This window comes from Marinilabilia sp., assembly GCF_016278715.1.
GTDB lineage: Bacteria > Bacteroidota > Bacteroidia > Bacteroidales > Marinilabiliaceae > Marinilabilia.
In genome coordinates this window covers 1-14632 of the sequence record NZ_JADQBH010000144.1, presented here as the reverse complement: position 1 = coordinate 14632, position 14632 = coordinate 1, and the positions used below count along the sequence as shown (strand labels likewise).

4 protein-coding genes are annotated in these 14632 nt (G+C 43.5%); 1 reads left to right on the top strand and 3 read right to left on the bottom strand.

The window, feature by feature from the left end:
* Positions 1-171: 171 nt before the first annotated feature.
* On the bottom strand, positions 172-1260 hold the full coding sequence (gene hydE / locus QZZ43_RS09380) for a [FeFe] hydrogenase H-cluster radical SAM maturase HydE (RefSeq protein WP_291858250.1): 1089 nt from the start codon (positions 1258-1260) through the stop codon (positions 172-174).
* Positions 1261-1730: 470 nt separating this feature from the next.
* On the opposite strand from hydE, the gene QZZ43_RS09375 reads away from it, so the two are divergent.
* Positions 1731-3791, top strand: coding sequence for an acetate--CoA ligase family protein (locus QZZ43_RS09375; protein WP_291858248.1), 2061 nt, complete (start codon positions 1731-1733; stop codon positions 3789-3791).
* A gap of 730 nt (positions 3792-4521) precedes the next feature.
* Here the strand turns inward: QZZ43_RS09375 and QZZ43_RS09370 are convergent.
* Together QZZ43_RS09370 and QZZ43_RS09365 are read right to left on the bottom strand one after the other, a co-directional pair.
* A complete protein-coding gene (locus QZZ43_RS09370; protein WP_291858246.1) occupies positions 4522-6036 on the bottom strand; it encodes a T9SS type A sorting domain-containing protein in 1515 nt (504 codons plus the stop codon).
* A 467-nt stretch (positions 6037-6503) separates the two neighbouring features.
* Complete coding sequence (locus QZZ43_RS09365; RefSeq protein WP_291858244.1) at positions 6504-14588, bottom strand: T9SS type A sorting domain-containing protein; 8085 nt, start codon at positions 14586-14588, stop codon at positions 6504-6506.
* Between the last annotated feature and the right edge of the window lie 44 nt (positions 14589-14632).

The window sequence follows — 14632 nt, the reverse complement described above, 5'->3', positions numbered from 1 at the left end:
TTTTTCTAAAATCCGAAAACTCGCTTCGCTCAAACAATTCGGATTTCTAAACGAAATACAATGTGATTTTCTTAACGGAATTTCTCTGAAGCGAATCAAACCCCTTCACTTAGCTAAATCCCAAAAGAAATTTTGAAATTGCCTTTTCAGCACTCAAAATTCTCCAATCACTTAACTCTTCGTGCGCCGAAAAAAATGCTCCGAATCCCCCCATTGGTCATATCCGGGAACTCGTCCAATCATTTCGAGCCGAATGGACAGACAGTTGCTGCAATCATCTGCCCCTTCGTCGGTGCAGGGTTTGTTTTGATACAACAAATAATTCCGCCGCTGGTTCGATGGGGTGATGTTTGGCATGATAACATTGGCGCCTGCCTGCATTGCTTTCTCCCTTCCCACCGGATCGATGGCTTGCATAGCCGTAGTGGCTGCAATATTGATATCGGGCATCATTAATCGCAACAATGCCACCATATTAAGGGAAATAAGGAAACGCTCCTGAATTGGCCACAATACATTCTTTTCTGAATACAACGGAGTCTCCTCATGCTCTATGTAGGGTCCCATGCCCACCATATCGATGTCAAAATTTTTCATAAATAAAAGATCCGCCGCCAGATGCGTCAATGTTTGTCCCGGCAAACCGATCATCACCCCTGTTCCGGTTTGATAACCGACCTTTTGCAAATCCTTCAGGCATTGTAACCTCTTCTCAAAATTGTGCTTATCATCATTGGGATGCAATTGATGATAAAGCATTTCATCCGAAGTTTCAATTCTCAGGAGATATCGATGGGCGCCGCTTTCAAACCAACGGCGGTAAGTCTCCGCGGTCTGTTCTCCCAATGAAAGCGTGATGCCAAGCTCTCCATTTGTGGCAGCTTTTATCTTCTTCAACAATTGGTCTATTCGCTCAACAAATACCAAATCGTCACGCTCACCCGCCTGCAAAACCAAAGAACCATACCTGTGCTCATGTGCAAACCGCGCCGCTTCCAATACAGCATCATCCGAAAGATCATAACGCGCCGTATTCCGGTTACTCTTTCTGATGCCGCAATAAAAGCAATCTTTAGTACAGATGTTTGAAAATTCTACCAATCCGCGGTAATACACCTCATTGCCTCTACCCTTCAACAAACAATCTCCGCCCAGTTTCAACAACTCTTTTTGTTCATCCCCCCTCAGGGCCAGAAGTTTCTCAAGATTTTTCGCAGTCCAGTCAGCAGATAATATTATATTTCGAATCGTACTTTTCAATGAGGTTTTCTTTTGACTTTTATTTCTTCGAAAATAATAAGAAAAAAGGAGAAACAAACGCCAACCCGCAGTAAAACGCCAATCTCCCGCTAAAACTCCAATTGCTCGCCGCGCTCAATTGGCCTGCGCTGACGCAATCGGGTTTACCCTCGCTCAAAGCTGCTCTCTTCCTAAGAGCTAAGAGCTAACAGCTACTTTGCCCCATCCGCCATGCTCCATGCTCCCTTTACCAATTCCCTGACAAAACTCAAAGAATTTATTTCCGGAAAAAGCTAACTTTGATCCCAATTGAGCTTTTCCGCTCAACAGCCCGTTCCGATTTTGATCGGGAATTAAGAAAATTTAAGCCTTTCAATATAAATATTGGAAAAGCCAACATTTTCTAAATCGGGGTTAACTCTAAGAATAGAGATACTTCGCAAAACTCGTATCACTGAGCTTAGCTTTGAATAATAAAAACAGGAATAACCATGATGAATGAAAGCCTGCTGAATCCCCAGAGCATTGTTGTCGTTGGTGGATCGGACGACATTACCAAGCCGGGAGGCAAATTACTGAAAAACATCCTCGATGGTGCCTTTCAAGGGGAATTATTGGCCCTCAATCCAAAGAAGGAGGCTGTTCAGGGCGTTCGTTGCTTCAAAACAGTAGCAGAATTACCAGAAAAAATAGACCTTGCCATAGTTGCCATCGCTGCAGCACACTGTGTGCCGGTAGTGGAGGAACTTGCGCAAACCAAAGGAACCCGGGCATTTATCGTCATATCAGCAGGATTTAGTGAAGACAGTTTCGAAGGGGCTCAACTGGAAGAAGCCCTCAAAAAAGCTGTTGAAAAAGTTGATGGAGCTCTCATCGGGCCCAACTGCATTGGTGTACTCACGCCAACCTACAGCGGAATATTTACCAGCCCTGTCCCAAAATTAGACCCGGCAGGATGTGATTTTGTCTCCGGTTCCGGCTCTACTGCTGTTTTTATTCTGGAATCAGCCCTCCCAAAAGGATTGACTTTCTCATCACTCATCACTGTTGGCAACAGCGCTCAAACGGGCATTGAAGAGGTTTTGGAATATTGGGATGAGACTTATGTACCCGGCAAAAGTTCCGACATAAAACTCATCTACGTCGAGAACATCCAAAACCCTGATAAACTGCTGAAACATGCCTCTTCGCTGATCCGCAAAGGTTGTCGTATTGCAGCCATTAAATCGGGCATTACCGATGCCGGACAACGAGCCACCGCATCACATACGGGGGCCATGGCCAGTTCCGACTCGGCGGTGGAAGCCCTTTTCCGAAAAGCCGGTATTGTACGCTGCTTTGGACGAGAAGAACTAACCACAGTTGCATCGGTTTTTAACTACCCGAAACTGAAAGGGAAAAACCTGGCCATCATCACCCATGCAGGAGGGGCGGGCGTGATGCTTACAGATGCACTTTCGGGCGGAGGCCTCAACATTCCTGCCATCGAAGGTAAAGCTCAGGATGACATTCTGAAGATCCTGAACCCCGGCTCATCAGCTTCCAACCCCATCGATATATTGGCCACCGGAACTGCGGAACAGCTTGGACAGGTCATCGAATATTGTGACACACAAATGGATGACATACATGGTATGATTGTCATTTTTGGCAGCACAGGACTTTCGCGTGTTTTCGATGCCTACAAAATGATAGATCAGAAGATGAAACAATGCCGGAAACCGGTATTTCCCATTCTTCCGTCCGTTAGCAGTGCCCGTGAAGAGGTGGAATTCTTCCTTTCTCACGGACACATCAACTTTCCCGATGAGGTGGTGCTTGCCCGTGCCCTCACCAGTATCAGTCAAACACCCTGCCCCGCCGATGAAGATATTTTTAAAAAGAACATCAACATTCAGTCCATCCGATCCATTATAGAAGAAGCCCCGGAAGGGTTTCTTGACCCCGCTACCATCAACGAACTGTTGCAGGCTGCGGGCATTCCTATCGTAAAAGAAGGCATCGCCACTTCCAAGAAAGAACTACTCACGCTTGCCGGCAAATTTGATTATCCACTGGCCCTGAAAGTCATAGGCCCGGTTCATAAATCAGATGTGGGCGGGGTTACCCTCAATATTAAATCGGATGCTCACCTCATTTCGGAATATCGCAGGATGCGCAAGATAAAAGGAGTAAAATCGGTCCTGGTCCAGAAAATGCAAACCGGCACAGAATTGTTTATCGGTGCCAAATATGAGCCCACTTTCGGTCACGTCATCTTGTGTGGTTTGGGTGGCATCTTTGTGGAGTCGCTGGGCGATACCTCTTACGGTCTGGCACCCCTCACCTTCGATGAAGCCCGCTCCATGGTTCGCAGTCTGAAAGCATATCCTGTGATTAAGGGCACCCGTGGGAAGGAAGGCATCAACGAAGATAAATATGTGGAAATCATTGTCCGCCTCTCAACACTGCTACGCTATGCCACCGAAATAAAAGAGATGGATCTGAATCCATTGATTGGGAACATGGAAGAGATACGGGTGGTGGATGGAAGAATAAGGGTGGAGAAATAGAAGGGGATAGCTGTTAGCTCGCAGCTCTTAGCTCTTAGCTGTTTGGTTAATGGCACGCTGGAGATTCGTAGAATGAGGCTGAGACTGAGGTTAAGATTGAGATTGAGGCTGAGAGCATACAAGCTTTTGGTCCATAGCCAAAAATTCCTGTCCTTACTAAAATATGAGAATAGCACCATGCTTCAGCATGGTGGCTCTCACACAGCACAAAAGTTAAATCAGCCGGCTTTAGCCGGCTTCCTGATAATCCTGACAATCTCTGATTTTTCCCAAAAGCCGGCTTGAAGCCGGCTACAATGCAATATTTTCTGATATCTGGAACACCCGGCTAAAGCGCGGGTGCTAATCTCATAAAACTGTTAGCTTCCCCTCGTATCCGGACGGGGGGTTTATAAACCGTCGTTTCTAACGACAATTCAAAAACAAACAAATCTCCACATTGACATATTCATCTTTAAATAACTCAATAATACTTTTTGTCGTCGGAGACGAGTGAAAAAGAACCCCTCGTTCGGAAACGAGGGGTAGTAGGAAATAATGCCGAATGCAACATGTCATCAAAATGGCATGCAAAAGGACAGAGAAAGCGCCAGCCAATGGTCTTCTGTAAATATTAAATGATAGATACCTACGTCCGTTTTTTATAAATTACTCATTGAAAAAAAATGCTTCCACAAAATAAAAAACCCGGCCTCAGCCGGGATTTTTATTTTCATAAGGAAAAGGAGCTTTATCGCACAACCTGTATTCGCCTTGTTATTATACTGGATTTAAGCTCTATGCGCATCAAATATGAACCTTTTTTAAGGTGATTAATATTAATACTGGTGTCAACTTCGTTAACATTTAAAGCGTCTACCATTTTCCCTTCTAAATTAAAAATTTGTATTTGCGATATGCTTTCTTCAGCCGAAACTGAAATATGGCTACTGGCGGGATTTGGGAATACATTTACTTTATCCAGATCCTTTTCCTGCTTCTCGTTAAGCATCTCATTTTCAGCAACCGTAGCGATTCCAGTATAATAATAAAAAGTTTTTTTGTCTAAATTCCATGATAGTTGTACACTATCCCAGAAGTACTCTGAAATTAAAGTCTGGTTGCCAAAAGAATCGTAGGTATACTCATTTTTACCAGTAACAACCCATTCTTTGTTCTGATTGTCCCAGAAATAATCAAACACTACATTCTGAATGCCAGCAGGATCATAAATATATTCAACCTTCAAAACACCCTCCCATTCCTGGAGTAAATCGTCCCAGTAATGAAACGCATATAGAGTCATTTTACCGGAAGAATCGTAGGCGTATTCTTCTTTCGAGTTACTGCCCCACTCCTGGAGTACACTGTCCCATGAATATCTCACATTTAAAGCCCTATTACCAAAAGAATCGTAATTGTATTCGATTTTCGAGCTATAGATCCACTCCTGGAGTACACTGTCCCATGAATATCTCACATATAAAGCCCTATTACCAAAAGAATCGTAAGTGTATTCGATTTTCGAGGCATCGATCCACTCGTGAAGTACACTGTCCCAGGAATAACTCATAGATAAAGTCAGATTGCCAGAAGAATCGTAGGTGTCTTCGGTTTTTGAGCTACCGACCCATTCCTGGAGTTCACTATCCCATAAATATTCTTTTATTAAAGTCTGGTTGTCGGAAGAATCGTAGGTAGATTCTCGCTTATTTTCACCAACCCATTCTTTGTTCTGATTGTCCCAGAAATAAACTGTTTGTAAAGTCCGGTTACCGGAAGAATCGTAGGAAAATTCACTCTTCAAGTTACCAACCCATTCTTCGTTCTGATTGTCCCAGGAATAACTCGAATATGAAGTCTCGTTACCGGAAGAATCATAGGTACATTCTTCTTTCCGGTTACCAACCCATTTTTCTGATTCAATATCCCAAGAATATCTTGTATATAAAGTCCGGTTGCCGGAAGAATCGTATAAATATAAAACCTTCTGTTCAAGGGTGGAATCTGTCTCAGAAATATATTTATATGAATACGTCGAATCAACTTGTAGATCAGAACCACTGCTTTTTAACAAATTCCTTTTTGCAAAGAAGGCAGATTCTGATTTTGAATGATGTTTAACCTGATTAAAATCAGGCTTATAAAAATGATGCAAGAGTCTTTCAGTTGGTTTGAAGTCTTCTAAAAATCCAACACTTCTTTGTGCGTTGGCACATGTTATAACCAATAACATTAATACGATTAAAGAGTGTGCAGTTCTCATTTTCCTGACTTTTTGTATATTTACTACAATTCAAAGAAACATATTTTTAACATATTTCCCAAATATTAACAACCCTGATAATCCATAAATCAGGTGCGTATAAGTTTTTATATGTGAAAGAAATGGCCTTCAACGGGACAACATCAGCGATATGGTGGCATCGAAATTTTACAACAGGGCAGATACTCTGGAACACCCGGCTAAAGCGCGGGTGCTAATCTCATAAAACCTATTTACAATTTGAAGCATCGGATTACACCTCTGTCACCACGGCCATGGCTTAATACCATAAACTGCATTTATAATTACCATACTGTCTCCCACCTCCGGGGGCTTGTGTCATTAACCAGACAAAACGGTTTTTTAATCCAACATTTCTATCCTTTAGAAAGCAGTATTTCAGCAGGAAAAAGCCTCTGAAAGGTATAATCCTTACAGAGGCTTTTTCTTTAAGGTATTCTTCAACCTTATGGTTTCACAACTTTTTTAGAGGCAACACTGTTAGTTGTTCTAACTCTGACAATATATACACTACTATTTTCAGGTAATGATATTCTGGTTTCTGTCGATTTGATACTCTCCAGGGCGGTAACCACGCGACCATTCATATCCATCACCTCAATCGAAGCACCATTTTGAGAGATTAAAGGCTCAGGAATTCTCACAATTGCATAATCTTCAAAACCGATTATCTGAATTTCATCTGAATGGCCGGAATCCGTTCCTTTCAAACCTGTTGGGACTTCAAGAACAGGTTGTATATGCAAAACAAACCTGTCATGATCGGTTCCAATAACCGGTGAATAGCTATATACATCCGTTTCGCGCATATCAGAAATAATTCCTGTCTCTTTATCTTCCAGCAGTACATCAAATTGGTTAGAAAACTCATCAAGAGCAACACGCATTTGAACATTCCCCTCTGTTTGAATTTTAACGCTCAAAGGAATGCTGATGCCATCACTCCCCAAAGCAGGAAGCCCATTCATGCAGAGGCTTTTATCACCAAGACGGGTAAAGATTTCGGGTATTTGTTGGGAAGTATTAAACATTTTCTCCGAATCGGAGCGTTCCAATCCGCTATCAAAAGCCTCATCAAAATAAACTATGGCCACATCCGAGATTAAGTTATTGGACTGAACAATTCTGATAATATCCCTTCCCCCCTCAGAGGAAGCACTTTTAAGCGGTAACGAATTATCACTAACACGCGCTTTGTTCGAAAGATCGATGGTTGCAGATTCTGAATCATTCACCTTTACCCAAACTGACTGAAGTGGAGAAATAGTTCCGATATTCTGCGAGGTGTAACCTCCTGGCAAGGTTCCGCCATCTTCTATGACTGACACCCCTGTAGAACCATTGTAAGTAATCATATAATCTCCCACCTGGCTACCGGCATAAACTCTGTAATAAATAGTTGAAGATAAATTATCGCTTATGGAAACGCCGGTGTCTTCCACATTATCGATATCCCATTTTATGGAAGAAGGATAAGGATTAGAGAAAAGATAGTACCCCCGTCCATAAGGGATAGACCAGTGCATCGGGCCCGAATTCAACTGACCGAAGGATGACAGGATATGATCCGACTCATAGAGAACCATTATCCCCTCCATGGGGTCAATCACTTCACTGTTGGTTGTTATTTGTTCCCATTGCGTAGTACTTCGGTACACCCAACTGCCAACATCAGCAGCGTCATACATCAGACCTGTAGGAAAAGCAAATGGCTGCCCCAGACGGTACCACTGGTCTTTTTTAAGCGGAAGTTCGATCCGCCCCATTCCTGAATTGACATTACCTACCGGTACATTAAGAGCCCAAATAGCTTCCGGAGTGGACATAAGAATTATCTCTCCTTCATTAACAAGTTCGTTCGTTACATTCAAAGTAGATCCCCCAGTGAGAGTAACAGTCGCATTGGAATTAATGGTCAAATCCATACAAAAAGCATCTCCATTTACCACCGGAAGAAAATCAACCTCACCGGCGGCAGGAATGTCCACCACGGTATTGGATGAAGGGATATTGCCCGATTGCCAGTTCCCTGTATCGAACCAATCGTCTGTGTACCCAAGCCATGGATAGTTGCTAATAGAAATGGCTCCAATGGTAAAAAAGTTTCCATCACTAAAGTCATTAAATACAGCCTGAGAACTGGTTCGAAGTCTTCCGTTATTTTGGCCTCCATCAAACACAACATCTCCTACCATGATCCACTTATCGTCGGGAGTATAATCTTTCCATCCAACCATTTTCAGTTCATCTCTTTCATCAGGGCTGGAAGAAACGCCACTCTGACTATCCCAACGAACGGATACATAAGCCCTTCCACTCTCCGGCCCGGCCACACGCCAGTATTCGTTTCTGCTGACAAATGCCACAGGATATTGAAAACTCTCCGGATTCAACCCGTTGGTACCGGGATTTACATTAAAGTATTCGGCCTGCCAGGCTGACACCCCTGATGTACTGGTATTAGAAACCTGCACATTACCAAAGCGACCTGAATGCCCCACAGGAAAATCAAAAGAGCTGTTGTGATTAATGAATTTAACCATCGGCCCTTCGATATAGGAATGAGATCCCCCTCCCACTACCGCATTTACGGAAGAGTTGGTAAGGGTAAGAATTCCCGAATTGGTTGCAATCCGACCGCTTTGAAGGGTCAAAATATTACTGATTTCCACAGGACTGGTAAACACCGCCCCGTTAGAATTATTCATTTTCAAATTGTAAAAAGCATTTTCGCCGGTAAAAGCAACCGCACCCTGAATGCTCTGTGGAGCAGTTCCATTTAATTCAACAACTGCGTCGGCACCTTCACCTGCACCAAAAACACCTGAGTTAAAAGTAATATCCCCTTTTACCGAAATAGTTTTATCGTATCGGTTATCCACGAGTAAAGCCGGGTCTCCATCAATAATCAGATCCCCTTTAATGCGCAAAAGGTCGTTTGGAAATTCACGAACTCCGGAACCGGAAAATTTCAGGTTATTCACATCATAGATTCCTCCAAGAACCGGATAACTTACATTTTCTCCGCCAAACTCAATGGTTCCTCCACCTTCGGCAAAGAAAGTTGAATATTCACCAGCTGGAACACCTGCCGTTTCGACATAAAGCGTACCGGTACCGTCCACTATTCCCAGGCGGTGACCTTCAGTTCCGGGAATCAAAAGACGACCATTAGAAGCTCCATCCAAATTGGTCTTGTAAGCAACCACATAATCAACCGGAATTGTCACATCATGCCTGACAACCACGATTGCACCTCTTGGCCCCCCAGATGGAGGAGCCGGGCTCCATACTGAAACATCAGTCCAGGATCCATCCTTCACGGAAGTGTAAACCGGCACCTGATCAGGAATCGCTTCATCAATACCGGCTGTGTAATCACCGGAAATTCCATCAGCATCGGTAGCTGCATTGAAGCCAAAGGTCAACCTGTGCGCATCGGTATCAACAACACCTATATTTTTATTCCATTCTCCCTCACCCCTGGAAAGAATACGTGCAGTAATATAGTCGGAATAGCTAAAGCCAGATTCCGCAATCTGAATCAAAGAGGGCGAATAACTCATAGTAACGTCACCCTGAAAATCGGTTATATCCCCGGCATCAACCACCCAATAATACTTTAGCACATTGGCTGGTTCTACCATACTTGTTTCGGGATTGTCAACAATACTGGGATGCACTTCATTGGAAGCTTTAATCCGCAAGTATCCGTTGATGGCGCTATTAGCTGTCATCATGAGTTCCACCGGTGTGTAAATCCCCTGACTGCCAATAGGAAAACTAAATGAAACAGCCCCCTGATTCAGGTACTTCCTGATACCTCCGTCAGAAAACGAAGCATTGGTCTGAATCATGTTGTCAGCCGAAAATTGTCCAAGAGTATTGGAGATTTGTGCTCCCTGCTCAAATACAATTTCATTATTCCCTACATCAAAGACGCCGGCCTCCAATTGAAGATTTTCTTTGATGGTTATTACATTACCGGATTCCTGAGTGAACCCGGCGCTGTTTTCCAGCCAGAGCTTATCAAAACTTCCCTCACCGGTGATTTTCTGAGAAACGGAACCGTTGAGCACCACCCCATTGCCGGTGACTCCACTCACAAACTCCCCATTGTTGTGCACGTTGCGCAAAACGAAAATATTATTTCCATTGTCATCTATTACCCCTGACTTTAGATCCAGCAAATAATCGATTGTTATATCTGTGCCGGCAGCCAGTGTCAATGAGGAAGAACCATTCTTTGTCAGACTGTAGAAAATGGTATTACCTTCTATTTCCTGATAGGATGAAGCAATAAATGAAACCTCATTTCCCGAAGCCACAAAGTCACCATGATTAACGAAATTTCCTGATAACTCCATGTCAAGTCCCCTGGCGTCAAAAGTTGCATTTGCATTGATCTGCAAGTCGCCATTCATTACTAATTTCTCAGTATTCAATTGAACTTCCGGAGCGTTATCGCCATTTACAACCAGTCTGTTCAAAGGAATTCCGGCCCTAATTCCAAATTTCGTCTGCCCAACAGGCGTTGACGAACCAAAGAGTGTTATTTCACTACCGGCCACAACTGATGTTTCCGGAGCCAGATATAGAGCAGGAGAAGCAGGAAAAGCACCATTCTGTCGGAGAATCTGGAGGCTTCCGCCTGTATGCCTGAACTCACTACCTGCATTAAGGATCTCCAGCATACCTCTGGAGGCAAGGCCTCCGGCATCCGTTCCAATAACCACAGAGCCATTTCGCTGACTATACTGAAGTACGCCCATATCATTTGTTGAAGGCCGCCGAATTTGTGATCCTACCAGCAGTGAACCACCTGTAATCTCAATGCGGGCATTGCCTGATGCCGAGTAAACAACAGGATGATCACCACCACTCATATCAAAAGTACCTCCTGACACACGTAACAAACCATCCAGGGACAAACCGGATCCTCCTTTAATGTTCAATTGTCCCTGACGAACTTCCAGCCCTGAAGTATTTTTAACTTCAAAGTAATCGTCACCTGTAGAGAGGTCAATGTTGATATCCGGATGATTCATGATTAACAAGCCGCTTTGCAAGTCCATTGCTTTTGGAACCCCGGCTCCTGATGTTGTTCCGTGCAGATTAAAATCGCCATTAAACTGAGCACGGGTATTGATTCCGGAGCCCTTGTTGACAATAATGCGATAAAAATCCGGAATATCTCCATTCACATGATTGAATACCATATTCTCATTGCCATTCAAGAGCAAAGTAATTCTGTCCTGATTAGGATTGGTAAAGAACTGCAAACCATCAGCACCGTTTCCGGCCGATTCCTGAATTATATTTCGTCCAACCGAAATCGTATGATCATTAACTGTAGCATCAGGATTATTTACAAATATATGAGCACCACGGTTCTTTAGAACTAAATCGCGAGTAACTCTAATATTGCGTTCCATACTGTTGGGGAAGTGAATACTAGCTCCACCACCACTGCTCTCACCCTCTGAAGCCGAATTGAACTCGAAAAGCATCAGGTCGCGCCCCACAGTAATATCTCCCGTTGCCCCATTGGACAAAATAAGATTCATGTCTCCCAGAATTTCAAAATTACCGGTAGCTTCAATATCGTTGGGAAAGGTCACATTTTTATCATACTGCCCCCAACCATCATTCGAAATTAAAAGATTGGGTGCTACTTCTGGCGCATTATTATATGTTCTGTTGTTCCAGTTATTCTCATAAACAATATACGACGAATCGTTTTGGGCAAATTCGCCAATATCCATCAGTGAGAAATCGGGGTCGGACCAGCGGTTCCAGAACATACCCTCGCCTCGCACCATTCCGGCTGTCAGCTGACCAGCCAGATTAATACATAAAGTAGGCCTGAACTGAAAATTAGAACGGTAAACACGAGGCACGGGGTTGCCAGCCGCATCTTTCATTTGAGAAAAGATCAATTCGGCGCAAGCCTGACTGTTGTTATCCACCCACATACCATGAGGTTCTCCTTCTTTCCCGCTGCTCTCAGTATCTCCCCAGGGTACCCAGCCTATCACAGCAACATCTCCTGCCTGCGGATAATCGTTCACCCCTTGTTGCCTTGAATCGTGATACTCATATTCGTCGATACTTCCGTTGCCATCAATATCTTTCAGTTTATCACTCCGTGTCCAGGCATTTGACTCAGTCCAACGAGGTTCTCTTCGAATATCTCTTGTATAGAAAACCAACGGAGCCCCCGAGAAACAGTTTTTACCGCCAGCAGTATAGTTCGACTCGGTCAACTCGAAACCACTGCCTGTTCCGTTAAAAAGAATGGTATTTGTAGATTCGTCAACTTTTGAATTATCATTTTCCACAGAACGGGTAAATGGATTTACATCCAGTACACTTCCGGGAAAATAGTTAACACTATTGTTTCCCTGAACATCCTCATCATAAAACTTAAACAGATATTCTACCAGTGGAAGCTGGTCAAATCCGTGGTACCGCACCCGCCAATAATAGGAAAGTACATCTCCGGCATTAAGATCGGCCGTTTGCAACTCCCGGTCAACAGGGTTTATAGTAATATAACCATCGTCAGTATTGGAATTCAATGACACGCGGGCAAACGTATATTTTGAATCAGGCTCAGTTCCTGAATCACCAACACCCAATGGGAAGGCAATGTCATCGCCTTCGGAATTTTCAGGAACATAAAGAGACACGCCCCCATCCGAGGCCATTCCATTGGTAATTATCATCTGACCAACTCCACCGTCACTAATAGTATAAGGATTGAGTGAACCATCACGATGCAGATAATCTACGGTCAGATGGTTACTACCGATATTGATACGTCCGTTGTGCCATGCGATTCGGTGAACAACTACGTCCCCATCAATCGAAACAACAGCATCAACAGGAACAGGATTCAATTGTAAGTTACCAATTTCAGCACCTTGCTCAGTATCTATCTGCACATCTCCATCCTTAAGCATTATTATTGCATCCTTATGAGTAGTCCCATGCTGATAAACACCGCAAACCGCCTCTGCCTTTAGACTAATTGAACCTAAAAGCCCGACTGAGTAATTCCCCTGATCAAAAATACCGCTTTCTCCTTTAAACTCATTCTCAACGCGAATAAGTCTGGAGTTTAAAGCTGTACTCACATTACCAGCCTGTTTTACTGCATCACCAGTCAGGGTTAATTTACGACTGACACTTTTGTCGAGGGTTATATTCCAAAATGACTGCTCATACCCGTCCTCCACATTATGACCAATAAAAATCTCACCGTTCTGTGTTCCGTTGAAAAGTGTAGTATTCGGTTTTGAAGGATCAAATAAATACCCTTTATACTGAGGTAGCACACCCGGCCCGGCCGTAGCTTTGGCATCAATATGCATGTTGCGTCCGATGGTAACATCCATTCCATTGTGATCGAGCAAACAGTTTTCTCCAATAATCAGATCGTTGAGCACAATAAGAGGTTGTGCAGCCAAATATTCATCACCAGCCCCCACATCAATTCCTTCATTCAGTATAAATGGGACATCATTGCCTGAGGAATTTGTTAACTCCAGATTGTAAAACGGAGCCCTCGATGTAATAACAAAATCATGATTGTTTCCGATATTACATACTACCCGTCCCCCTGATACCTGGAAATTTCCGGGCTTGGAGTTAATAAATATGCCTCCTTTTGAATTGGCCGCATTGATATTCAACACTCCACCGGTCATTTCAAATGAATTATCCTCATGCGTTAAGTTAAAAACGTAATAATCGGTTGTGGTACTTCCGCTCAAAAGATTTACAACACCTCCCGACTGAATATAAGCCCCATTGTGCTCGTCCCCCATTACAGAAGTCCTGATTTGATTGGTATTAAGAATACCTCCCTCAATATGGACAATTCCATTTAAACGTGTTGTAATACCGCTGGGCACCTTCGCTTCGACCAAACCGGAAGTAAGTTTCAACTCTCCATAGGAAACCAGTGCGTTACCGCTGTTTTTCCGGACTACTGCTCCGTCAATCCAGAGGCCTGCATTAGGAAAAATATGATAATTCCCAGAGGTATTCAGCATCTCAATATTGATGTTAGGTCCAAGTTTGGCGGTACCTGAAATCAAACCAAATGCATTGTTATTAACTGTTTCGGAGTTCTCCATAGAAGCAGCCCCGAAAAGAGAGAAATATGTTGCCGACGAAGCATTGAAAACAGCCTGTCTGGCTCTTACTCCTTTTTCAATGGCTATTCGGTAAAAACGCGTCGTCCCGTTACAGTTCACTATCTGATCTTCCGAATTATTGACCAACCTAAAATCGACAATCCCATCGGTGGCTTCATTGGAATAGTCAGGTGTTGTGCGGTTCGTAAACGCAACAGTGCCTGAATTTGTGAAATCGCCGAAAAGATTAAAAGAATGGCGAGCATTAGCACTGCCTGTAACAATGTTTGCGCCTGCATGAATCAAGGCATTGCCTTTAACGGTAACATCAACTCCATTGGCGGAGAAATCATCTCCTATTTTAAAAACACCATTCTGAATACTCAAAGTACCATTGACCGTGAAGTCATTGAGAACAGTTATCTCTGATG

Coding starts and splice junctions, on each gene's coding strand:
- QZZ43_RS09375 (WP_291858248.1), top strand. CDS start 1,731: ATGATGAATGAAAGCCTGCTGAATCCCCAGAGCATTGTTGTCGTTGGT.
- QZZ43_RS09370 (WP_291858246.1), bottom strand. CDS start 6,036: ATGAGAACTGCACACTCTTTAATCGTATTAATGTTATTGGTTATAACA.